Here is a 23099-nt window from a genome sequence, read left to right on the forward strand (position 1 = left end):
CGGTTCGATCCCTAACCTGGTTCGTAGGCTGCCGCCAAAAGTACGCGGCGGATGTGGAGGGCCACGGAGATGACCGCTGTGGACGAGCGTGGGATGACCAAGTACTTCGAGGAGCTTGAGCCTCCCGAGGGCGTCAGGGTCGAGCTTCTCCGGGGGGAAATCGTGATGATGGCTGCTCTCGATCTGGTGCACAACCGGATCGTGGCGGACGTGCAGGACCAGATTCCGCGCAAGCCCTGGGAACGACTCCAGACGACGGACCTGGACATCATCGACGAGGCCAGCGAGCCCATTCCGGACCTCGTGGTACTGGAACGTGGTGTGGCTCCGGACTCAGGGAACCTCGTGCCGTCCCAGATGGTCACATTGGTGGTCGAGGTGGTCTCGAAGACGAGCGTCGACCGGGACTACGGGATCAAGCGATCTATCTACGCAGCAGGCAGAATCCCTGCCTACCTGATCATCGACCCGATCATGGCTCACTGCGTTCTCCTCACCGACCCCATCGGCGACGGAGATCAAGCCGACTATCGCGGGCAGTGGATCACGAAGTTCGGTGACCCCGTGTTGCTCGAACTGCTCGGTGTGGAACTGGACACGAGCGAGTTCGGAACCTTCACCGGGGTTCGGCGTCACCGGCTGCCGTGACGAAGTCGATCAGTTCCTCCACCCTCCCCAGCAGCTCCGGCTCCAGGTCCTTGTAGGAGCCGACCCTCTTCAGGATCGCCTGCCACACCGCGCCCGTGTTGCCGGACGGCCACCCCAGCGCCCGGCACACCCCCGTCTTCCAGTCCTGGCCGTGCGGCACCTTCGGCCAGCCCGGGATCCCCACGGCCGACGGCTTCACCGCCTCCCAGATGTCGATGTACGGGTGGCCCACCACCAGCGCGTGCTCGCTCGTCACCGACCGCGCGATGCGCCACTCCTTCGAACCCGGCACCAAGTGGTCCACCAGCACACCGAGGCGGGCGTCCGGGCCGGGGGCGAACTCGGCCACGATCGACGGGAGGTCGTCCACGCCCTCCAGGTACTCCACGACCACGCCCTCGACGCGCAGGTCATCGCCCCACACCTTCTCGACCAGCTCGGCGTCGTGGCGCCCCTCCACGTAGATGCGGCCGGCGCGGGCCACCCGGGCGCGGGCGCCGGGGACGGCCACCGAGCCGGACGCGGTGCGGGCGGGACGGGCCGGCGCCGCGGACGGCGGCCGCACGAGCGTCACCGCCCGCCCCTCCAGCAGGAACCCGCGTGGCTCCAGTGGGAACACCCGGTGCTTGCCGAAGCGGTCCTCCAGGGTCACCGTGCCCGCCTCGCAGCGGATCACCGCGCCGCAGAAACCGGTCCCGGGCTCCTCCACCACCAGGCCCGGCTCCGCCGGGACCTCGGGGACGGGCTGCTGCTTCTTCCACGGGGGAGTGAGATCGGAGGCGTACTGGCGCATTCGGACGACGATAGGAGAAGCCGGCGGCCGGCGCTCAGGACACGCCGAAACGAGTCGCGAGCGCGTCCCGCTGCGCCCGGACGAACGCCGCGTCCACCACCGCCCCGTGACCCGGCACGTACACCGCGTCCTCACCGCCCAGTTTCAGCAGCCGGTCCAGCGCGGCCGGCCACTGCCCCGGCAGCGCGTCCGGCCCGGCCTGCGGCTCACCGGACTCCTCGACCAGGTCGCCGCAGAACACCACCTCCCGCTCGCCGGGGACCAGCACCGCCAGGTCGTGCGCGGTGTGCCCGGGCCCCACGTTCGCCAGCAGCACCTGGCAGTCGCCCCCCAGGCCCAGCGTCCACTCGCCGGACACCAGATGCCGGGGCCGGACCACGGCGTCGGCGGCCTCCTCGGCCAGCGCCGGGTCCAGCCCCTGCCGCACCGCGTCCGAGCGCAGTTCCTCGGCGTGCGCCAGCACCGCGTCCACCCCGACCGCCCCGAACACCTCCGCGCCCGCGAACGCGGCCGCCCCGAGCACATGATCGAAGTGGGGGTGCGTCAGCGCGATATGGGTCACACGACGGCCGGCGAGTTCCTCCGCCTCGTACCGCAGCCGCGCCCCCTCGGCCAGGCTGGCCCCCGGGTCGATCAGCAGCGCCGCGTCCGCCCCGACGACCAGCCCCGCCGTGCAGTCCCAGACCGGGAGCCGGCACCGCCCCACCCCGGCCGCGAGGCGTTCCCAGCCCAGCTCTTCCCAAGTCACCGTCATACCGGGACGCTATCCGTAAGACCCGTACGAGGGGACCGACCTTGCCCAGTGCGCACCCCACCGCCGTACACTGGGCCGGGGAACGCTGGCACTCACCCGCGAAGAGTGCCAGGCGAGACGTCAAGGGACAGCGACCGCTGGAGGTGTGCGCGCGATGCTGAGTGAACGAAGGCTCCAGGTGCTGCGTGCCATCGTCCAGGACTACGTGGGCACCGAGGAGCCGGTCGGTTCCAAGGCGCTGACCGAGCGCCACAACCTCGGCGTCTCCCCGGCCACGGTCCGCAACGACATGGCCGCCCTGGAGGACGAGGGGTACATCGCCCAGCCGCACACCAGCGCCGGGCGGATCCCCACCGACAAGGGCTACCGGCTGTTCGTCGACAAATTGGCCGGCGTCAAGCCGATGACCGGTCCCGAGCGGCGGGCGATCCAGAACTTCCTCGACGGCGCCGTCGACCTCGACGACGTCGTGGCGCGCACCGTGCGGCTGCTCGCGCAGCTGACCCGGCAGGTCGCCGTCGTGCAGTACCCGTCGCTCAGCCGGTCCACGGTGCGGCACGTGGAACTGCTGGCGCTGGCCCCCGCACGGCTGATGCTGGTCCTCATCACCGACACCGGCCGGGTCGAGCAGCGGGTGATCGACTGCCCGGCGCCGTTCGGCGAGGCGTCCCTGGCGGATCTGCGGGCGCGGCTGAACAGCCGGGTCGCCGGCCGCCGCTTCACGGACGTGCCGCGTCTCGTGGAGGACCTGCCCGACGCCTTCGAGGCGGAGGACCGCAGCACTGTCTCGGCGGTGCTCTCCACCCTGCTGGAGACCCTCGTCGAGGAGAACGAAGAGCGGCTGATGATCGGCGGAACCGCCAATCTGACCCGCTTCGGACATGACTTTCCCCTCACCATCCGACCCGTCCTGGAAGCGCTGGAGGAGCAGGTCGTCCTCCTGAAGCTGCTGGGCGAGGCGGGGGATTCGGGCATGACCGTGCGCATCGGGCACGAGAACGCCTACGAGGGACTCAACTCCACCTCGGTGGTGTCGGTGGGCTACGGTTCGGGCGGCGAGGCGGTTGCCAAGCTCGGCGTGGTCGGACCGACCCGCATGGACTACCCGGGAACGATGGGAGCGGTACGCGCAGTGGCACGGTACGTCGGACAGATCCTGGCGGAGTCGTAAGTGGCCACGGACTACTACGCCGTTCTCGGCGTGCGCCGCGACGCGTCGCAGGATGAGATCAAGAAGGCGTTCCGGCGGCTCGCTCGCGAGCTGCATCCGGACGTCAACCCCGATCCGAAGACCCAGGAGCGGTTCAAGGAGATCAACGCCGCCTACGAGGTGCTCTCGGACCCGCAGAAGAAGCAGGTCTACGACCTCGGCGGCGACCCGCTCTCGCAGGCCGGCGGAGGCGGCGCGGGCGGCTTCGGCGCCGGCGGCTTCGGCAACTTCTCGGACATCATGGACGCGTTCTTCGGCACGGCGTCGCAGCGCGGCCCGAGGTCGCGGACGCGGCGCGGCCAGGACGCGATGATCCGGCTGGAGGTCGACCTCGACGAGGCGGCCTTCGGCACCACCAAGGACATCCAGGTCGACACGGCGATCGTCTGCACCACGTGCAGCGGCGAGGGCGCGGCGCCCGGCACCTCCGCCCAGACGTGTGACATGTGCCGCGGCCGCGGCGAGGTGTCCCAGGTGACCCGGTCCTTCCTGGGCCAGGTCATGACCTCCCGCCCCTGCCCCCAGTGCCAGGGCTTCGGCACCGTCGTGCCGACGCCGTGCCCCGAGTGCGCGGGCGACGGCCGGGTACGCTCCCGCCGCACCCTCACGGTCAAGATCCCGGCCGGTGTCGACAACGGCACCCGGATCCAGCTGGCCGGCGAGGGCGAGGTCGGCCCCGGCGGCGGTCCCGCCGGCGACCTGTACGTCGAGATCCACGAGCTGCCCCACTCGACCTTCCAGCGGCGCGGCGACGATCTGCACTGCACGGTGACCATCCCGATGACCGCGGCCGCCCTCGGCACCAAGGTGCCGCTGGAGACCCTGGACGGCATGGAGGAGGTCGACATCCGGCCCGGCACCCAGTCCGGCCAGTCGATCCCGCTGCACAACCGGGGCGTCACCCATCTGCGGGGCGGCGGGCGCGGCGACCTCATCGTCCACGTCGAGGTGCAGACCCCGACCAAGCTCGACCCCGAGCAGGAGCGCCTGCTGCGCGAACTGGCGAAACTGCGCGGCGAGGAACGCCCCCAGGGGCAGTTCCAGCCCGGTCAGCAGGGGCTGTTCTCGCGGCTGAAGGACGCCTTCAACGGCCGCTGAGGCGGCTCGCGACCAGTGGACCACGCCATCGGAAGCCCGGGTTCGGTGTTGTCCGGAGGACGTGACAACATGCCGTCATGTCCTCCGCACTGACCGATCTGTTCCCCCTGCCGATCGTGCAGGCACCGATGGCGGGCGGTGTCTCCGTGCCTCCGCTCGCCGCCGCTGTCAGTGAGGCGGGCGGACTGGGGTTCCTGGCGGCCGGGTACAAGACGGCCGACGGCATGTACCAGGAGATCAAGCGGCTGCGAGGACTCACCGGCAGGCCCTTCGGCGTGAACCTCTTCGTGCCCCAGCCGGAGTTCGCCGAGACCGGGTCACTGGAGCTCTACGCCCACCAGCTCGCCGGCGAGGCCGGCTGGTACGAGACCGGGCTGGGCGACCCGGACAGCGGACGGGACGACGGCTACGACGCCAAGCTGGCCGTCCTGCTCGACGACCCGGTGCCGGTGGCCTCCTTCCACTTCGGCGTGCCGAGCCCCGAGGCGCTGGCCGCGCTGCGCCGCGCCGGCACCGTCACCCTGGTGAGCGCCACCACCGCCGAGGAGGCCCTCGCCGTGGAGCGGGCCGGCGCCGACGCGGTGATCGTGCAGGGCGTGGAGGCCGGCGGCCACCAGGGCACCCACCGGGACCTCCCCGAGAACGACGGCGCCGGCATCGGGCTGCTCGCCCTGCTCGCCCAGGTCCGGGAGACCGTCCGGCTGCCCCTCGTCGCCGCCGGCGGCATCATGCGGGGCAGCCAGATCGCCGCCGTCCTCGCCGCCGGCGCGAGCGCCGCCCAGCTGGGCACCGCGTTCCTCGCCACCCCCGAGTCCGGCGCCGCCCCGGCGCACAAGCAGGCGCTGACCAACCCCCTGTTCACCCGGACCGAACTGACCCGGGCCTTCTCCGGGCGCCTGGCGCGCTCCCTGGTCAACCGGTTCGTGCGCGAGCACGGCCCGTACGCGCCCGCCGCCTACCCGGAGGTCCACCACCTCACCGCGCCGCTGCGGAAGGCCGCCGCCAAGGCGGACGACCCGCAGGGCATGGCGCTGTGGGCGGGCCAGGGCCACCGGATGGCCCGCGACCTGCCCGCCGGGCGGCTGGTCGAGGTGCTGGCGGACGAACTCGCCGCGGCCCGGACAGCGTTGTCGTACTACGAGGAGGAACGATGACGGCACCCGTCTTCGTGGTCGAGACCCTGCGCCCGTCGGACCTGCCCGGAGGGGAGTACGTCCTCGACGGGCCCGAGGGGCGGCACGCCGTCTCCGTCAAGCGGCTCAGGCCCGGCGAGGACGTCGTTCTCACCGACGGGCAGGGCCACTGGGCGCAGGGTGTCGTCAAGGCCGCCGAGGGCAAGGACCGCCTGGTCGTCATGGACCTGGCGAGCATCGACGAGGAGCCGCCGCCGCGGCCCCGGCTCACCGTCGTCCAGGCCCTGCCCAAGGGCGACCGCGGCGAACTCGCCGTCGAGACCATGACCGAGGTCGGCGTCGACGCCATCGTGCCGTGGGCCGCCTCGCGCTGCATCACCCAGTGGAAGGGCGAGCGCGGGCTGAAGGCGCTCGGGAAGTGGCGGGCCACCGCCCGCGAGGCGGGCAAGCAGGCACGCCGGGTGCGCTTTCCCGAGGTCGCCGACGCGGCCACCACCAAGCAGGTCGCGGCGCTGCTCGCCGACGCGGACTTCGCCGCCGTCCTGCACGAGAGCGGCGAGCAGCCCCTGGCGACCGCCGCACTGCCCGCCGACGGCGACATCGTGCTGGTCGTCGGGCCCGAAGGGGGTGTCGCGCCGGAGGAGCTGGCGCTGTTCGCCCAGGCCGGGGCCCACCCGTACCGGCTGGGCCCCAGCGTCCTGCGCACCTCGACGGCCGGCACGGCCGCCGCCGCCCTGCTGCTCGGCCGCACCGGACGCTGGTCCTGAACCGGCGCGGACCTCTGCCGTGCCGGGGCCCCTGCCGTGCGGGGACCACCGTCCGCCGGGACCCCTGCCCCGCCGGGGCCACCGCCTGCCGGGGCCACCGCCCGCTGTGCCCCTGCCGCGCGGCTCCGCCGACGGTCGGGTGCGCGTCGCCCGTCAACGACGGGCCGCGCACGCGGCGCCCGGCCTCAACGACCGGCCGCGCGCGCCGCGCCCGGCCTCAGCGACCCGCAGGGGAATCCGGCGGAACCGCGGGAGGGGGTGCCGCGCGGCTGACCGCGACTGCCTCGAACAACTCCCAGCCGTCGTACGCCCCGCCCTCGGCGAGCAGCCCGCGCCGGGCCGCCTCGTCGACGAACGCCGCGACGACGCCAGGCTCATGGAGATTGAGGTACCGCCCCTCCTCGTCCACCGCGAGGCCCGACGGCAGATACCCCCCGCCCACCGCCCGCCCCTCACCGGTGACGAACACCAGCCGGGTGCGCACTCCGTCCAGGATCAGCGTGAGTACGTCCCGGCAGGCCTCACCGTCGGTGTGCCGGTGGCGCAGCGACCACAGACAGACGGTGTCCGGGGCCACGGTGAGCCGGCGCAGACTGCTCTTCTTCCGCATGGGGCCACGCTAGGGCCTGGCGGGAAAGTCCCTTCCGCGTCGCGGCGCGTGGCCGCATGTCGTCTTCCGGGCCGGGAACACCCGTGGCAGGCTGCCGTGCATGAGGGCGCTTCGCAGACGGACGCGCGGGGTACGGCTGGCCGGCGCGGCGGGTGTGGTGGTGCTGGGCGTCGGCGGGGCCGTCGCCTGTGAGCCGGGCGGCGGGCTCGGCGCGGCCTCCGTGGCGTACACCACCGACCGGGCCGCCACCCACGAGATCGAGCAACACCACGTGAAGGTGCAGTGGTTGACCTGCACCGCGCGGTACGGCGACGGCGGGGACGCGACGGCTTCGGCCGGCGAGCGGGGCATCGCCTCCGTGGACTGCGAGGGCCGGACCGGCGACGGCAAGGACATCACCGTCAAGGGACGGGTCACCCGTGCCGTCGACGGGGCCTGTGTGCGCGGTGACCTCACCGCCGAGGTGGGCGACCGGCAGCTGTTCAAGGTGAGCGGTCTCGGCGACTGCGGCTCCCGCAGCCCCTCCCCGGTCGAACCCCCGGGCACCGGGCGGCCGAACGACCCGGGGCGTCCCACCGTCACCGTCACCACCACCGTGTGGTGCCCGGGTGATCCGCGCTGCCCCGTCCAGGGCAAGTGACCGGCCCGGCGGCCACCACGCTGCCGCGCCAAGTGATCGAAACCCCTGTCCGAAGGCCGGACGGGTGCATAGGGTTGATCGGGTGACACAGTCCTCGACGACCGCCGCATACCTCCGGTTCCCCCACCCGCACGGCGACTTGGTGACCTTCACCGCCGAGGACGACGTGTGGCTCGCGCCGCTCGACGGCGGTCGCGCCTGGCGGGTCAGCGCCGACAACGTCCCCGTGTCGAGCCCCCGTATCTCGCCCGACGGCGCCACCGTCGCCTGGGCCTCCACCCGCGACGGCGGCCCCGAGGTGCACATCGCCCCCGTCGACGGCGGGCCCTCCACCCGCCTGACGCACTGGGGCAGTTGGTACACCCGGGTGCGCGGCTGGACCCCCGACGGCCACGTCCTCGCGCTCAGCACCCACGACCAGGCGACGCTGCGCCGCAGCTGGGCGCGCGCCGTCCCGCTGGACGGTGGACCCGCCACCACGCTGCCGTACGGGCCGGTCGGCGACATCGCCTACGGTCCGCACACCGTGCTGCAGTCCGCGGCCAGCCGGGAGGCCGCCCACTGGAAGCGCTACCGGGGCGGCATGGCCGGCAAGTTGTGGATCGACCGGGACGGCACCGGCGAGTTCGTCCGGCTGCACGAGGACCTGGACGGCAACCTGGAGTGCCCGGTGTGGGCCGGCGACCGCCTGGCGTTCCTCTCCGACCACGAGGGCACCGGCGCCCTGTACTCCTCCCTCGCCGACGGCTCCGACCTGCGCCGCCACACCCCCCTCGGGGGAGGCTTCTACGCCCGCCACGCGGCCGGCGACGGCACCCGGGTCGTCTACTGCTCGGCCGGTGAGCTGTGGATCCTCGACGACCTCGACGGCGCCGAGCCGCGCCGGCTCGACATCCGGCTCGGCGGACAGCGCGTCGACCGCCGCCCCCGCCAGATCACCGCCGCCCGCTGGCTGGGCGGCGCCGCCCCCGACCACACCGCGCGGGGCAGCGCCGTCGAGGTGCGCGGCGCCGTCCACTGGGTCACCCACCGCAACGGGCCCGCCCGCGCGCTCGCCGCCGAGCCCGGCGTACGGGCCCGGCTGCCACGCACCTTCCGCGCCGACGGCGAGGAGTGGGCCGTGTGGGTGACGGACGCCGAGGGCGAGGACGCCCTGGAGTTCGCGCCGGCCACCGGCCTCGCCCCCGGCGCCACTCCGCGCCGGCTGGGCGCCGGACGCCTCGGCCGGGTGCTGGAGCTGGCCATGGCACCCGACGGCAGCCGGGCCGCCGTCGCCGCGCACGACGGACGGCTCCTCCTCGTCGAACGGGAGACCGGCGAGGTCCGTGAGGTCGACCGCAGCGAGGACGGCGACGTGAGCGACCTGGTCTTCTCACCCGACTCGGCGTGGCTGGCCTGGTCCCACCCCGGGCCGCGCCCGCTCAGCCAGCTCAAGCTGGCCAACACCACCGACCTGTCGGTCACCGAGGCCACCCCGCTGCGCTTCCGCGACTACGCGCCCGCCTTCACCCTCGACGGCAAACACCTCGCCTTCCTGTCCACCCGCGCCTTCGACCCGGTCTACGACCAGCACGCCTTCGACCTGTCCTTCGTCGTCGCCGCCCGTCCCCACCTGATCACCCTGGCCGCCACCACGCCGTCCCCGTTCGGGCCGCAGCGCCACGGGCGGCCCGTGGACGCGCCCGACAAGGACGAGACCCCGGACAGCGAGGGCACCCGGACCACCAGGATCGACCTGGAGGGGCTCGCCGAGCGCATAGTGCCGTTCCCGGTGGAGGCCGGGCGCTACTCCGGGCTGCGCGCCGCCAAGGACGGTGTGCTCTGGCTGCGCCACCCCGTCAGCGGCGTCCTCGGCGCCTCCCGGGCCACCCCCGAGGACCCCGGCCCGGACACCGAGCTGCAGCGCTACGACCTCCTCCAGCAGCGCGTCGAGCATCTCGCCGGTGACGCCGACGACTTCGAGGTCAGCGGCGACGGCAAGCGGCTGCTGCTGTGGACCGACGACAAGCTCAAGGTCGTCCCCAGCGACCGGCGCGCCTCCGGCGACGAGGACAGCGACTCCAACCTCAGCGTCGACCTCGGACGGATCCGGCAGACCCTCGACCCGGCCGCCGAGTGGCGGCAGATGTTCGACGAGAACGGCCGCATCATGCGGGACAACTTCTGGCGCGCCGACCTCGGCGGTGTCGACTGGGACGGCGTCCTCGACCGCTACCGGCCGGTGCTGGACCGGGTCGCCACCCACCACGACCTGGTCGACCTGCTGTGGGAGGTGCACGGCGAGCTGGGCACCTCCCACGCCTACGTGATGCCCGGCGGCGGGTACGGCGGCGGACCCCGGCAGGGGCTGCTCGGCGCGGACCTCTCCCGCCACGAGGACGGCACCTGGCGCATCGACCGGATCCTGCCCTCGGAGACCTCCGACCCGCAGGCCCGCTCCCCGCTCACCGCACCCGGCGTCGCGGTGCGGACCGGTGACGCGATCGTCGCCGTAGGGGGGCGTCCGGTCGACCCCGTGACCGGGCCCGGACCGCTCCTCGTCGGTACGGCGGGCAAGGCGGTCGAGCTGACGGTCTCCCCGGCCGGCGGGGGCGAGCTCCGGCACGCGGTCGTCGTACCGCTCGCGGACGAGGAGGCGCTGCGCTACCACGCGTGGGTCGCGGACCGGCGGGCCCATGTGCACGAGCGGTCGGCGGGCCGGCTGGGCTATCTGCACGTGCCGGACATGCAGGCGTTCGGGTGGGCGCAGATCCACCGCGACCTGCGCGTCGAGGTGGCCCGGGAGGGCCTGGTCGTCGACGTCCGCGAGAACCGCGGCGGGCACACCTCGCAGCTCGTCGTCGAGAAGCTGGCCCGGCGGATCATCGGCTGGGACGTGCCGCGCGGGATGCGGCCGTTCAGCTATCCGGAGGACGCTCCGCGCGGGCCCGTCGTCGCGGTCGCCAACGAGTTCTCCGGGTCGGACGGCGACATCGTCAACGCGGCGATCAAGGCGCTCGGCATCGGCCCGGTGGTCGGGACGCGGACCTGGGGCGGGACGATCGGGATCGACAGCCGGTACCGGCTCGTGGACGGGACGCTGGTGACCCAGCCCAAGTACCCCATCTGGCTGGAGGGTTACGGCTGGGGCGTCGAGAACCACGGGGTGGACCCGGACGTCGAGGTGGTCCAGCGGCCCCAGGACCACGCGGCCGGCACGGATGCGCAGCTCGACGAGGCCGTCCGCCTTGCACTGGCGGCGCTCGACGAGCACCCCGCGAAAGTACCCCCGGCCCTGCCCTGACCGCGGCCGGGCCGGCCCGCCCCGGGGCGCGGGGAACCGCGCGAGCGGCGGCGGTCGGCCGGGACCGGCGACGATACGATGCCCCATATTCCGCTGAACCCACCGGAGGAAACGTATGGCAGGGGAGCCGCAGGACGACTGCCTGTTCTGCAGGATCGTGGCGGGACACATCCCGGCGACGATCGTGCGGGAGACCGAGACGACCGTCGCCTTCCGGGACATCAACCCGCAGGCGCCCACCCACGTCCTGGTGATCCCGAAGGCCCACCACCGGGACGCCGCCGCCCTCGCCGCCGCCGCACCGGAACTCGCCGCCGACGTCCTGCGCGAGACGCAGGCCGTGGCCGACGAGGACAAGCTGGAGAGCTACCGCGTCGTCTTCAACACCGGCGCCGGCGCAGGCCAGACCGTCTGGCACGCCCATGCCCACGTCCTCGGCGGCCGTGGCCTGAACTGGCCCCCCGGATAACCGCGATGTCCGTCCGCGAACTCGTCGTCCTCGGCACCGCCAGCCAGGTCCCCACCCGGCACCGCAACCACAACGGCTACCTGTTGCGCTGGGACGGCGAGGGCATCCTGTTCGACCCGGGCGAGGGCACCCAGCGCCAGATGGTGCGCGCCGGGGTGGCCGCGCACGACCTGAACCGGATCTGCGTCACCCACTTCCACGGCGACCACAGCCTGGGCCTGGCCGGCGTCATCCAGCGCGTCAACCTCGACCAGGTCCCGCACCCGGTCACCGCCCACTACCCCCGCTCGGGGCAGCGTTTCTTCGACCGGCTGCGGTACGCCACCGCCTACCGGGAGACCGTCGGGGTCACCGAGGCCCCGGTTGCCGCCGACGGCGTGATCGCCGAGACGGGCGCCTACACCCTCGAAGCGCACCGGCTCTCCCACCCCGTCGAAAGCTACGGCTACCGGCTGGTCGAGCCCGACGGCCGCCGGATGCTGCCCGACCGGCTCGCCGCGCACGGCATCCAGGGCCCCGACGTGGGCCGTATCCAGCGCGAGGGCTCGCTGGGCGGGGTCCCCCTGGAGGCCGTCAGCGAGACCCGGCGCGGACAGCGGTTCGCGTTCGTCATGGACACCCGGCTGTGCGACGGGGTGCACGCCCTCGCCGAGGGCTGCGACATGCTGGTCATCGAGTCCACCTTCCTCGACGAGGACACCGACCTCGCCGTGGAGCACGGCCATCTGACCGCCGGTCAGGCGGCCGCCGCGGCCCGCGACGCGGGCGTACGGCACCTGGTGCTCACCCACTTCAGCCAGCGCTACTCCGAGCCCGAGGAGTTCGAGCGGCAGGCCCGGGCCGCCGGGTTCGAGGGCGAGCTGACCGTGGCGCGCGATCTGCTCCGGGTGCCGGTTCCGAAACGCAGGTGAAACGGCCGTACGATGCGTTGATGGTCCTACCCAAAGCGGAACTGCACCTCCATATCGAAGGCACCCTGGAGCCCGAGCTGGCGTTCACCCTGGCCGAGCGCAACGGGGTGACGCTGCCGTACGCCGACACCGACGCCGTGCGCCGCGCCTACGACTTCGACGACCTCCAGTCCTTCCTGGACCTGTACTACGAGCTGATGACCGTGCTGCGCACCGAGCGGGACTTCGCCGACCTCGCCGACGCCTACCTGGCCCGCGCCGCCGAACAGGGCGTCCGGCACGCGGAGATCTTCTTCGACCCGCAGGCCCACACCCAGCGCGGCGTCGGCCTCGGCACGGTCGTCGAGGGGCTGTGGCGGGCGCTGGGCCGCAGCGAGGAGAACCACGGGGTCTCCACCCGGCTCATCATGTGCTTCCTGCGCGACCAGCCGGCCGAATCGGCGCTCGCCACCCTGGACGCCGCCCGGCCGTACCTCGACCGGATCACCGGGGTCGGCCTCGACTCCGCCGAGGTCGGGCACCCGCCGGCGAAGTTCCGCGCGGTGTACGAGGCGGCGGCCGCGCTCGGGCTGCGGCGCGTGGCGCACGCCGGGGAGGAGGGACCCCCGCAGTACATCACCGAGGCCCTGGACGTGCTCGGCGTCGAGCGGATCGACCACGGCCTGCGCTGCCTGGAGGACCCGGCGCTGGTGGACCGGCTGGTGCGCGAGCGCGTCCCGCTGACGGTGTGCCCGCTGTCCAACGTCCGGCTGCGCGCCGTCGACACGCTCGCCGGCCACCCGCTGCCCGCCATGCTCGACGCGGGTCTGCTGTGCACGGTGAACTCCGACGACCCCGCCTACTTCGGCGGCTACGTCGGCGACACCTTCGACGCCGTGCACCGCACCCTGGGGCTCGACGAGGAGCGGCTGCGCGAACTGGCCCGCAACTCCTTCCTCGCCGCCTTCCTGGACGACGACGAGGAGCGGCGGGCGCGGTACCTCGCGGAGGTGGCGGCCCACCGGTTCTGACCACACCCCCCCACGCCGGCCGGCCCGGGGGTTCCGTCGCGGCGACGAGATCGCCATACTCATATATGGACGACGTCTATATGGGGAGACGGCATGACCCGTGACCTGACCATCAGCGAAGTGCGGTTGACGCCGATCCTCGTCGCCGACCCGCCCCTGCTGAACACCCAGGGCGTGCACCAGCCGTACACCCCCCGGCTGATCGTGGAGGTGGTCACCGCCGACGGCACCACCGGCCTCGGGGAGACCTACGGGGACACCAAGTACCTGGAACTGGCCCGGCCGTTCGCCGAGAAGGCCGTCGGACGCCGGGTCGACGAGCTGAACAGCCTGCTCCTGCTCGCCGACGAGGTCGCCGTCGACTCCTCACGGGTGGCCGACGCCGTCGACGTCGGCGGACTGCGCGGCGTCCAGACCGCCGACAAACTGCGGCTGTCCGTCGCATCCGCCTTCGAGGTCGCCTGCCTCGACGCCCTCGGCAAGGCGCTCGGCCGCCCCGTGCACGCGCTGCTCGGCGGCAAGGTGCGCGACACCGTCGAGTACAGCGCCTACCTGTTCTACAAGTGGGCCGCCCACCCCGAGGGCGTCACCGCCGAGACGGACGACTGGGGCGCCGCCCTCGACCCCGCCGGCATCGTCGCGCTGGCCCGCCGGTTCAAGGAGGTGTACGGCTTCACGTCGTTCAAGCTCAAGGGCGGCGTCTTCCCGCCCGCCGAGGAGATCGCCGCCGTACGGGCGCTGGCCGAGGCGTTCCCCGGCCACCCCCTGCGCCTGGACCCCAACGGCGCCTGGTCGGTGGAGACCTCGCTGCGGGTCGCCGGGGAACTCGCCGACGTCCTCGAATACCTGGAGGACCCCACGCTCGGCACCCCGGCCATGGCGGAGGTCGCCGCCCGGACCCACGTGCCGCTGGCCACCAACATGTGCGTGACCACGTTCGCGGAGATCCCGGAGGCCTTCACCCGCGGGGCCGTACAGGTCGTCCTCTCCGACCACCACTACTGGGGCGGTCTGTCCAACACCCGGCAACTCGCCGCGATCTGCCGGACCTTCGGAGTCGGAGTGTCCATGCACTCCAACACCCACCTCGGGATCTCGCTCGCCGCCATGACCCACGTGGCGTCCACCGTGCCGCACCTGCACCACGCCTGCGACTCCCACTACCCCTGGCAGTCCGAGGACGTCCTCACCGAGCGCCTCGCCTTCCAGGACGGCCGGGTGGCCGTCTCCGACCGGCCCGGCCTCGGTGTCGAACTCGACCGCGACCGGCTGGACCTTCTGCACCGGCGCTGGCTGGCCGACGACGGGGCGCTGCGCGACCGGGACGACGCGGCCGCGATGCGGGTGGCCGAACCGGGCTGGGTGACGCCGGTCATGCCGCGCTGGTAGGCGCTGGACCGGACCGACGAGCGGATCACCGCGTCGCGGGCGGACCAGCCGGCGTCATGAGCGCCGTCGGACAGGGCGGCGTGGTCCGCCCCGGCGACCCCGGCCGGGTGGACTCCCGGACGGCCCGCACCGCCCGCCCGACCGCGTCTGACACCCCCCGCCCGCCGGGGCGCGCGGCGTGAGCCGCGCACCCCTCACGAGCTGCGGTGAAGGCGAGAGTCGCCCGGGACGGTCGTGATCTGGTGCACACTGGCCGGGTCAGCACCACCTCAGGGAGCACCGCCGTGACCGCGTCCACCGCGCCCGTCGCGTCCACCGGAGAGACACCCGCGCCGTCCACCGGAGAGCAGCGACCGACCCGGGACCCCGCCCCGCTCGACCCCCTGGCCGCCCTGCGCGGACCCGACGACCCGCCCTGGGACGTGTACCTCACCGGCACCGTCTTCCTGGACATCATCTTCACCGGCCTGGACTCGGCCCCCGTGCGCGGCACCGAGTCCTGGGCACGCGGCATGGGCTCCAGCCCCGGCGGCGTCGCCAACATGGCCAGCGCACTCGCCCGCCTCGGCCTGCGCACCTGCCTCGCCGCCGCCTTCGGCGACGACCACTACGGCGACTACTGCTGGGACGCGCTCGAACAGGGCGAGGGCATCGACCTCTCCCCGTCCCGCACCGTGCCCGGCTGGCACTCGCCGGTGACCGTGTCGATGGCCTACGAGGGCGAGCGCACCATGGTCTCCCACGGCCACGAGCCGCCCCCCGAGGAACCCGCCCCCGACTGCCCGCCCGCCGCCCGCGCCGCCGTCGCCTCCCTCGCCCCCGGCACCGGCGCGCCCTGGATCGGGCAGGCCGCCGCCAAGGGCACCAGGATCTTCGGCGACGTCGGCTGGGACGACACCGGCGCCTGGGACCTGGCCGCGCTGCCCGACCTCAAGCACTGCGAGGCGTTCCTGCCGAACGCCGAGGAGGCCATGCGCTACACCCGCACCGACTGCCCGCGCCGCGCCGCCCACGCCCTCACCGACCACGTACCGCTCGCCGTCGTCACCCTCGGCGCGGAGGGCGCCTACGCCGTGGACCGGCGCACCGGCGAGAGTGCCGAGGTACCCGCCATCGCCGTGGAGGCGCTGGACCCGACCGGCGCCGGGGACGTCTTCGTCGCCGGCTTCGTCACCGGCACCCTGGCCGGCTGGCCGCTCGCCGACCGGCTGGCCTTCGCCGGGCTGACGGCGGCCCTGTCCGTCCAGGAGTTCGGCGGCTCGCTCTCCGCCCCCGGCTGGTCGGAGATCGCCGCCTGGTGGCGCAGGGTCCAGTCGGTCGAGGGCCAGGACCCGCAGGCCCTGCACCGCTACGCCTTCCTGGACGCCCTGCTCCCGGCCCGCGCACAGGCCCGCCCCTGGCCACTGCGGCGGGCGGTGCCGACCATCGGGTTCCGCAGGTCGGCGTGAGGGCCGGGGCGGCGTGCGGTCGGAAAAGCCCTACGGTCCTGTCGGCGCCCTGACGTACTCTGGAAGTCGCCAGGCCGCCCTCGTGGCAGGCGAGACGCATCCGGGAGGACGTAGAGGCCCTTGGGGCCGGCCTATGACTCAGACACCCACAGCTCAGACCCCCGCGCAGGAACCGGCGAGAGCCCAGATCACCGTTCCCGCCCAGCACCCCATGGTGACCGTGCTGGGATCCGGCGACTCCCTCCTGCGCGTGATCGAGAAGGCCTTCCCGGCGGCCGACATCCACGTCCGGGGCAATGAGATCAGCGCGGTCGGCGACCCGGCGGAAGTCGCCCTGATCCAGCGCGTGTTCGACGAGATGATGCTCGTGCTCCGCACCGGGCAGCCGATGACGGAGGACGCAGTGGAACGCTCGATCGCCATGCTGAAGGCGAGCGAGGCAGGGACGAGCGACGGCCAGGAGACCCCGGCCGAGGTACTGACGCAGAACATCCTGTCCTCGCGGGGCCGCACCATCCGCCCGAAGACGCTCAACCAGAAGCGCTACGTCGACGCCATCGACAAGCACACCATCGTCTTCGGCATCGGCCCCGCCGGCACCGGCAAGACCTACCTGGCCATGGCCAAGGCCGTCCAGGCCCTGCAGTCCAAGCAGGTCAACCGCATCATCCTCACCCGCCCGGCGGTCGAGGCCGGCGAACGCCTCGGCTTCCTGCCCGGCACGCTGTACGAGAAGATCGACCCGTACCTGCGCCCCCTGTACGACGCCCTGCACGACATGATCGACCCGGACTCGATCCCCCGGCTGATGGCGGCGGGCACGATCGAGGTGGCGCCGCTGGCATATATGCGGGGCCGTACCTTGAATGACGCCTTCATCATCCTCGACGAGGCGCAGAACACCTCGCCCGAGCAGATGAAGATGTTCCTCACCCGGCTCGGCTTCGACTCGAAGATCGTGATCACCGGTGACGTGACCCAGGTCGACCTGCCCGGCGGCACCAAGAGCGGTCTGCGGCAGGTGCAGGAGATCCTGGAGGGCCTGGACGACGTCCACTTCTCCCGGCTCTCGTCGCACGACGTCGTACGGCACAAGCTGGTGGGCCGTATCGTCGACGCGTACGAGAAGTACGACGACAAGCACGGCACTCAGAACGGCACCCACCAGGGCGGCCGGGGCGGCAGGGCCGGGCACAAGGGGAAGTAGAGAGCACGCACGACCATGTCGATCGACGTCAACAACGAGTCCGGCACCGAGGTCGACGAGCAGGCGATCCTCGACATCGCCCGCTACGCGCTCGCACGGATGCGCATCCACCCGCTGTCCGAACTCTCGGTGATCGTGGTGGACGCCGACGCCATGGAGCAGCTGCACATCCAGTGGATGGACCTGCCGGGGCCCACGGACGTCATGTCCTTCCCGATGGACGAGCTGCGCCCGCCGTCCAAGGACGACGACGAGCCCCCGCAGGGCCTCCTCGGTGACATCGTGCTCTGCCCGGAGGTGGCCGCCAAGCAGGGCGAGGACGCGCCGACCCGGCACTCCATGGACGAGGAGCTGCAACTGCTCACCGTCCACGGCGTGCTGCACCTGCTGGGGTACGACCACGAGGAGCCCGACGAGAAGGCCGAGATGTTCGGTCTGCAGGCGGCCATCGTGGACGGCTGGCGGGCGGAGAGGGGCCTGACCGGCCCGTCCCCGGCGCCCACTGTGTCATGACCCCGCAACTCGTGCTCGGCGCGACCGCCCTGGTCGTCGTCGCGTGGCTCGCCGCGTGCGCGGAGGCCGGCATCGCCCGGGTGTCCAGCTTCCGGGCCGCCGAGGCCGTGCGGACGGGGCGGCGCGGCAGCGCCCGGCTCGCCCAGGTCGCCGCCGACCCGACCCGCTATCTCAACGTGGCCCTGCTGGTGCGCGTGGCCTGCGAGATGGCGGCGGCCTCGCTCGTCACCTACATGTGCCTGGAGGACATCGACGGCACCTGGCAGGCCCTGCTCGCCGCGATCGGCGTGATGGTGCTGGTGTCGTACGTCGCCGTCGGGGTGTCCCCGCGCACCATCGGCCGCCAGCACCCGCTGAACACGGCCACGGCGGCGGCGTACGTCCTGCTGCCGCTGGCCCGGGTGATGGGCCCCATCCCGTCGCTGCTGATCCTCATCGGCAACGCGCTCACCCCGGGCCGGGGCTTCCGGCGCGGTCCGTTCGCCTCGGAGGCGGAGCTGCGGGCGATGGTCGACCTGGCGGAGGCCGAGTCGCTGATCGAGGACGAGGAGCGCCGCATGGTGCACTCGGTGTTCGAGCTGGGCGACACCCTGGTGCGGGAGGTCATGGTGCCGCGCACCGACCTCGTGGTCATCGAGCGCTACAAGACGATCCGGCAGGCGCTCACCCTGGCACTGCGCTCGGGTTTCTCGCGGATCCCGGTGACCGGGGAGAGCGAGGACGACGTCGTCGGGATCGTCTACCTGAAGGACCTGGCCCGCAAGACGCACATCAGCCGGGACGCGGAGAGCGAGCTGGTGTCGACGGCGATGCGGCCGGCGACGTTCGTGCCCGACACCAAGAACGCGGGCGACCTGCTGCGCGAGATGCAGCAGGAGCGCAACCACGTCGCCGTCGTGATCGACGAGTACGGCGGCACCGCCGGGATCGTCACCATCGAGGACATCCTGGAGGAGATCGTCGGCGAGATCACCGACGAGTACGACCGTGAGCTGCCGCCGGTGGAGGAGCTGGGCGAGGACCGGTTCCGGGTCACCGCCCGCCTCGACATCACCGACCTGGGTGAGCTGTACGGGCTGGAGGAGTACGACGACGAGGACGTGGAGACCGTCGGCGGCCTCCTCGCCAAGGCGCTCGGCCGGGTGCCCATCGCCGGGGCGTCCTCGCTGGTGGAGCTGCCGGACGGGCGGGCGCTGCGGCTGACCGCCGAGGCGGCGGCCGGCCGCCGGAACAAGATCGTGACGGTGCTGGTGGAGCCGGCCGAGCCGGTGGTGGCCCCGGGGAAGGAGTCCGGTCCGGAATGACCCCTCAGGAGTTGCGCGCCCTGTGTCTGTCCTTCAACGAGGCGGTGGAGGATTTCCCGTTCAGCCCGGAGGCCTCGGTCTTCAAGGTCCTGGGCAAGATGTTCGCGCTGAGCCGGCTGGACGCGCGGCCCCTGACGGTCAACCTCAAGTGCGACCCGGAGGACGCGGTCCGGCTGCGCGGTGAGCACGAGGGGCTGATCACCCCCGGCTACCACATGAACAAGCGGCACTGGAACACCGTCGTGGCCGACGGCGAGCTCCCGGACCGGCTGGTCCGGGAGCTCGTGGAGGACTCGTACGACCTGGTCGTGGCCGGTCTACCGCGAGCCGAGCGGCTCCGTCTCGACCGCTCCTGAGGCCGTGCGGCGGGTGCGCAGGCCGAGGCCCACCAGGACCGCCGCCGCCAGGACGATCGCCGCGTCCAGCGCCAGCACCAGGTGCACGCCCGCCAGCAGGCTGTCGGACGTGGTCGCGAGCACGCCGAGCAGCGGGATGCCGACGGTGATGCCGACCTGCTGGGTGGAGGTGACCAGGCCGGTGGCCAGGCCCTGCTCCTCGTCCGGGACGCCGGAGGTCACGGTCAGCCCGTAGGAGATGATCGCACCGAGGTGGCACATGCTGGCCAGCGCGACGGCGGCGGTGGCCAGCCACACCGACCGGCCGCCCTCGTCAAGGCCCAGCAGGGTGGCGATCAGCAGGCCCTGGCCGGTCAGGGAGGCGACCAGGGTGCGGCGGGCGCCGAGGCGGCCGATGACCTTCGGGGCGAAGGTGCCGGCGACCGCCGAGAGCAGGCCCTGCACACCGAAGACGAGACCGGTCCGGAACGCGGACAGGTCGAGGACCTCCTGCAGGTACAGGGTGAGGACGAAGACCACCGTGGACATCATGGAGAAGGTGACCAGGCCGCCCAGGTTGCCCCACGCCACCGTGCGGCGGCGCAGCATCGGCAGGGAGACCAGCGGGGCCGCGCTGCGGGACTCCACGACGGCGAACGCGGTCAGCAGGGCGAGGCCGGCGATCAGCGTGACGATCACGTCGGGGCGGGCGAAGCCGTGGTCGGCGGCCGTCGACAGGGCGTAGATCAGGGAGAGCAGTCCGCCGGTGACGGTGACCGCGCCGGGTACGTCCAGGCGGGGCCGCTCCGGGGTGCGGGACTCCGGCAGCAGGCCGGGCGCGAGCGGCAGGACGAGCACGGTGCACAGGGTCAGCAGGCCCATGGTGGAGCGCCACCCGAGCGCGTCGGTCAGGACGCCGCCCGCGATCATGCCGATGGTGAAGCCCAGGGAGAGCAGTGTGCCGGAGATGCCGAGCGCGCGGTCCCGGGCGGGGCCCTCGGCGAACGTCGTGGTCAGCAGGGACATTCCGGTCGGCACGATCGCCGCCGCGCCGAGTCCCTGCAGGGCTCGTCCGGTCAGGAAGGACGCCGGGTCCCAGGCGAGGGTGGCCAGCAGGGAGGCCGCGCCGAACAGCGCCAGCCCGGTGAGGAAGAGCCGGCGGCGGCCGAACAGGTCGCCGATGCGGCCGAAGAGCAGCAGGAAGCCGCCGGAGGGCAGCGCGAACGCGGTGACCGCCCACTGCAGCGCCGAGGTGGACATGCCGAGGTCGGTGCCGAGGGCGGGCAGTGCCACGGTCAGGACGGAGAAGTCCAGCGCGACCATGAACTGGGCCGCGCACAGGACGAACAGGACGAGCCTGTCGCGCGTCGACAGCCGGGGGGTGTCGGACGAGGGGGACAACGGGGAGGAGGAGTCGGGGTGTCGGGGGTCGGTGGGTCGGGTGTCGATCGCCATGCGGGAAGCCTGCGGCGGCCGGAACAATCCAGGGGAGTCGGAACTTATGGTGGTGGTGGCACCACCAGACACGCGAGGGGGAGCGACACGTGGCGGACGCGCTGACGACCGGACGGCGCAGTGAGCTGCGCGAGTTCCTCAGGAGCCGGCGGGCCCGGGTGACGCCGGCCGAGGCCGGGCTGCCCGACGGCGCGGGCCGGCGGCGTACGCCGGGGCTGCGGCGCGAGGAGGTCGCGGTGCTCGCCGGGGTGGGCGCGTCCTGGTACCAGTGGCTGGAGCAGGGCCGGGACATCTCCGTCTCGCCGCAGGTGCTGGACGCGGTGGCCCGCGTGCTGCGGCTGAGCAACGCCGAGCGGCGCCATCTGTACGTGCTGGCCGGGCTGAACCCGCCGGTGCCGGAGGTGGCGCCCGAGCAGCGGCAGGCCCGCTGCGAGGGGCTGCGCCGGCTGATCGACACGTGGATGCCGTATCCGGCGCACATCATGGACGCGTACTACCACTGCGTGATGTACAACGAAGCGGCCGGGGCGGTCCTCGGCATGCGGCCCGAGATCACCCAGAACTGCCTGGTCGACTTCTTCACCGACCCGATGTACCGCTCCCGTTCGCACAGCTGGGAGCGGAACGCCCGGACGGTGGTCGCCCAGTTCCGGGCGGTGGCCGGGGCGCGTCCCGACGACGGGGGCTACCGGGCTCTGGTGGCCGAACTGCGGTCGAAGAGCCCGGAGTTCGCGGCGATGTGGGAGGCGCGGGACATCGAGGACGCCGGGCAGATCCGCAAGGAGCTGGACCATCCGCTGGTCGGGCTGCTGGTCGTGGAGTCCACGGCACTGCGGGTGCCGGCCCGGCCGGACCTGACGATCGTGCTGCACACCCCGCTGGACGAGGCGAACACCGCGGCCAAGCTGGAGTGGCTGGCCACGCCGGAGGGCCGGCGCGGGGCGATGTACCAGGTGGCGGGGTGAGCGGGTGGCCGGCGGCGGGGCTCCGTATGCTCGGGGCATGACCGACAGCAACGCGCTTGACCCCGAGGACCGGAAGATCGTCACCCTGGCCCGTTCGGCCCGGGCCCGCAACGGGGTGCCCGAGGGGGCGGCGGTACGGGACGACACCGGCCGCACGTATGTCGCCGGCTCGGTGCACCTGGCGTCGCTGAGGCTGAGCGCGCTGCGGACGGCGGTGGCGATGGCGGTGGCGTCGGGGGCGAAGTCGCTGGAGGCGGCGGCGGTGGTCAGCGAGTCCGAGGGGGTGGCGCCCGAGGACCGGGCCGCGGTGGGCGATCTCGGCGGCCCGGAGACGCCGGTGCTGCTGGCGGGGCCCGACGGGACGGTACGGCTGACCGTGCAGGCCGGGGGCGCGGAGTAGGCCGGCGCCGGGGGCAGGCCGGCCCCGCGGAGTAGGCCGGAATTCAACCTTGTCGGGTCCGCTGCCCCGCGCATCAATGGAATGGTTGATTCCCGACGGACCGTCAGATCCGGCCCGGGGCCAGGTGACCGCACCCACCCCTCACGGGCCGGGGTCCGTCGTCGCGCACGGAATCCGGGAAGGGAGCCGGAACCCATGACAGGCAAGCGAACAGGAACAGGTGCGGCACTGCTGGCCGGGGCCCTCGCGGTCACCGGCCTCGCCCTCGCGCCCACGGCCGCGGCCGTCGCCCCCGACACGGCGACGATCACCGCGAGCTGCGGCATCTTCGGCGGCGGCGAGGCCACCCTCACGGCCACCCAGGACGGCACCGACGCCACCCTCACCCTCAGCTCGACCGCGATCACGGTGCCGCTGGCGCTCGGCGCGGACAGCATCCACTCCACCCTCACCCTGGTCCGGCCGGACGGCACCACCGCCGTCTTCGCCGGCACCGAGAACCCGGCCATGGCGGCCGGCGACCCGGTCACCGTCGGGCCGCTGCCCGGCACCGTGGCCTCCGGGGACAGCCTGGAGGCGTACGGCGGGTCGCTGAAGATGGTCGTCTTCGGCATCACCATCACCTGTACGGCGACCGGGCCGCAGGCGCCCGGACCGTTCGTCTTCGACTGAGCGCCCGCACCCTCGGCCGAACAGCTCCCGGATCCGCGCCCTGCCGCCGAAGGCTGATGGCACGTCATTTGACGGTTCATCAGTT

General features: G+C 73.1%; 23 protein-coding genes. 19 read left to right on the forward strand and 4 right to left on the reverse strand.

Features of this window, described 5'->3' with window-relative positions:
• Nucleotides 1-69: 69 nt before the first annotated feature.
• On the forward strand, nt 70-648 hold the full coding sequence (locus ACSLTV_RS21495; protein WP_432137465.1) for a Uma2 family endonuclease: 579 nt from the start codon (nt 70-72) through the stop codon (nt 646-648).
• Here ACSLTV_RS21495 and ACSLTV_RS21500 read toward each other — a convergent pair.
• Entirely contained in the window at nt 617-1441 is an 825-nt protein-coding gene (locus ACSLTV_RS21500; protein WP_432137466.1) for a DUF3097 domain-containing protein, read from the reverse strand. The genes ACSLTV_RS21495 and ACSLTV_RS21500 overlap by 32 nt on opposite strands.
• 34 nt (nt 1442-1475) lie before the next feature.
• Nucleotides 1476-2195 carry an MBL fold metallo-hydrolase gene (locus tag ACSLTV_RS21505; RefSeq protein ID WP_432137467.1) on the reverse strand — a complete coding sequence of 240 codons (720 nt, stop codon included), beginning with the start codon at nt 2193-2195 and terminating at the stop codon, nt 1476-1478.
• Nucleotides 2196-2349: 154 nt separating this feature from the next.
• Between ACSLTV_RS21505 and hrcA the strand changes: the two genes are divergently transcribed.
• The 4 genes from hrcA (at nt 2350) to ACSLTV_RS21525 (ending at nt 6403) form a co-directional block, all read left to right on the forward strand.
• Complete coding sequence (gene hrcA, locus ACSLTV_RS21510) at nt 2350-3366, forward strand: heat-inducible transcriptional repressor HrcA (RefSeq protein WP_432137468.1); 1017 nt, start codon at nt 2350-2352, stop codon at nt 3364-3366.
• Entirely contained in the window at nt 3367-4503 is a 1137-nt protein-coding gene (dnaJ, locus tag ACSLTV_RS21515; protein ID WP_432137469.1) for a molecular chaperone DnaJ, read from the forward strand. It abuts the gene before it with no gap.
• Between the two features lie 77 nt (nt 4504-4580).
• Nucleotides 4581-5657, forward strand: coding sequence for a nitronate monooxygenase (locus ACSLTV_RS21520; RefSeq protein WP_435612670.1), 1077 nt, complete (start codon nt 4581-4583; stop codon nt 5655-5657).
• Nucleotides 5654-6403: a 16S rRNA (uracil(1498)-N(3))-methyltransferase gene (locus tag ACSLTV_RS21525; protein ID WP_432157136.1), complete on the forward strand. Its 750-nt coding sequence runs from the start codon at nt 5654-5656 to the stop codon at nt 6401-6403. The genes ACSLTV_RS21520 and ACSLTV_RS21525 overlap by 4 nt, the downstream gene beginning before the upstream one ends.
• Nucleotides 6404-6620: 217 nt before the next feature.
• On the opposite strand, the gene ACSLTV_RS21530 is transcribed toward ACSLTV_RS21525, so the two are convergent.
• Nucleotides 6621-7013: a hypothetical protein gene (locus ACSLTV_RS21530; protein ID WP_435612671.1), complete on the reverse strand. Its 393-nt coding sequence runs from the start codon at nt 7011-7013 to the stop codon at nt 6621-6623.
• 100 nt (nt 7014-7113) lie between these two features.
• Here ACSLTV_RS21530 and ACSLTV_RS21535 point away from each other — a divergent pair, with 100 nt between their 5' ends.
• The 11 genes from ACSLTV_RS21535 to ACSLTV_RS21585 all read left to right on the forward strand — a co-directional run bounded on the left by ACSLTV_RS21535 (nt 7114) and on the right by ACSLTV_RS21585 (nt 19543).
• Nucleotides 7114-7653, forward strand: coding sequence for a hypothetical protein (locus ACSLTV_RS21535; protein WP_432137473.1), 540 nt, complete (start codon nt 7114-7116; stop codon nt 7651-7653).
• Nucleotides 7654-7735: 82 nt separating this feature from the next.
• The gene (locus ACSLTV_RS21540; protein ID WP_435612672.1) at nt 7736-10936 is read left to right on the forward strand and encodes a S41 family peptidase; all 3201 of its coding nucleotides are present in this window, start codon (nt 7736-7738) and stop codon (nt 10934-10936) included.
• A gap of 115 nt (nt 10937-11051) precedes the next feature.
• On the forward strand, nt 11052-11405 hold the full coding sequence (locus ACSLTV_RS21545) for a histidine triad nucleotide-binding protein (protein WP_432137475.1): 354 nt from the start codon (nt 11052-11054) through the stop codon (nt 11403-11405).
• Between the two features lie 5 nt (nt 11406-11410).
• Nucleotides 11411-12316 carry a ribonuclease Z gene (locus ACSLTV_RS21550; RefSeq protein WP_432137476.1) on the forward strand — a complete coding sequence of 302 codons (906 nt, stop codon included), beginning with the start codon at nt 11411-11413 and terminating at the stop codon, nt 12314-12316.
• A gap of 20 nt (nt 12317-12336) precedes the next feature.
• Complete coding sequence (locus ACSLTV_RS21555) at nt 12337-13326, forward strand: adenosine deaminase (RefSeq protein ID WP_432137477.1); 990 nt, start codon at nt 12337-12339, stop codon at nt 13324-13326.
• A 93-nt stretch (nt 13327-13419) separates the two neighbouring features.
• A complete protein-coding gene (locus ACSLTV_RS21560; RefSeq protein WP_435612673.1) occupies nt 13420-14715 on the forward strand; it encodes a glucarate dehydratase family protein in 1296 nt (431 codons plus the stop codon).
• A 284-nt stretch (nt 14716-14999) separates the two neighbouring features.
• Entirely contained in the window at nt 15000-16163 is a 1164-nt protein-coding gene (locus ACSLTV_RS21565) for a carbohydrate kinase family protein (protein WP_432137479.1), read from the forward strand.
• A gap of 133 nt (nt 16164-16296) precedes the next feature.
• Nucleotides 16297-17370 (forward strand): PhoH family protein, encoded by a 1074-nt coding sequence (locus ACSLTV_RS21570; RefSeq protein WP_432137480.1) that lies wholly within the window; start codon nt 16297-16299, stop codon nt 17368-17370.
• Nucleotides 17371-17385: 15 nt separating this feature from the next.
• Nucleotides 17386-17883 (forward strand): rRNA maturation RNase YbeY, encoded by a 498-nt coding sequence (gene ybeY, locus ACSLTV_RS21575; protein ID WP_432137481.1) that lies wholly within the window; start codon nt 17386-17388, stop codon nt 17881-17883.
• Nucleotides 17880-19187 carry a hemolysin family protein gene (locus ACSLTV_RS21580; RefSeq protein WP_432137482.1) on the forward strand — a complete coding sequence of 436 codons (1308 nt, stop codon included), beginning with the start codon at nt 17880-17882 and terminating at the stop codon, nt 19185-19187. Before ybeY ends, ACSLTV_RS21580 begins: the two co-directional genes overlap by 4 nt.
• A complete protein-coding gene (locus tag ACSLTV_RS21585) occupies nt 19184-19543 on the forward strand; it encodes an MmcQ/YjbR family DNA-binding protein (protein ID WP_432137483.1) in 360 nt (119 codons plus the stop codon). Before ACSLTV_RS21580 ends, ACSLTV_RS21585 begins: the two co-directional genes overlap by 4 nt.
• Here ACSLTV_RS21585 and ACSLTV_RS21590 read toward each other — a convergent pair.
• The gene (locus ACSLTV_RS21590; RefSeq protein WP_435612674.1) at nt 19505-20977 is read right to left on the reverse strand and encodes an MFS transporter; all 1473 of its coding nucleotides are present in this window, start codon (nt 20975-20977) and stop codon (nt 19505-19507) included. The two genes, ACSLTV_RS21585 and ACSLTV_RS21590, sit on opposite strands and share 39 nt — an antisense overlap.
• Before the next feature lie 89 nt (nt 20978-21066).
• On the opposite strand from ACSLTV_RS21590, the gene ACSLTV_RS21595 reads away from it, so the two are divergent.
• The 3 genes from ACSLTV_RS21595 to ACSLTV_RS21605 all read left to right on the forward strand — a co-directional run bounded on the left by ACSLTV_RS21595 (nt 21067) and on the right by ACSLTV_RS21605 (nt 23014).
• Complete coding sequence (locus tag ACSLTV_RS21595) at nt 21067-21942, forward strand: helix-turn-helix transcriptional regulator (RefSeq protein ID WP_435612675.1); 876 nt, start codon at nt 21067-21069, stop codon at nt 21940-21942.
• A gap of 37 nt (nt 21943-21979) precedes the next feature.
• Nucleotides 21980-22342 (forward strand): cytidine deaminase, encoded by a 363-nt coding sequence (locus tag ACSLTV_RS21600; protein ID WP_435612676.1) that lies wholly within the window; start codon nt 21980-21982, stop codon nt 22340-22342.
• A gap of 195 nt (nt 22343-22537) precedes the next feature.
• A complete protein-coding gene (locus ACSLTV_RS21605; protein WP_432137487.1) occupies nt 22538-23014 on the forward strand; it encodes a hypothetical protein in 477 nt (158 codons plus the stop codon).
• The last annotated feature ends 85 nt before the right edge of the window (nt 23015-23099 follow it).

This window comes from Streptomyces sp. bgisy159 (genome assembly GCF_965341775.1).
In the GTDB taxonomy this organism is placed as follows: Bacteria; Actinomycetota; Actinomycetes; order Streptomycetales; family Streptomycetaceae; genus Streptomyces.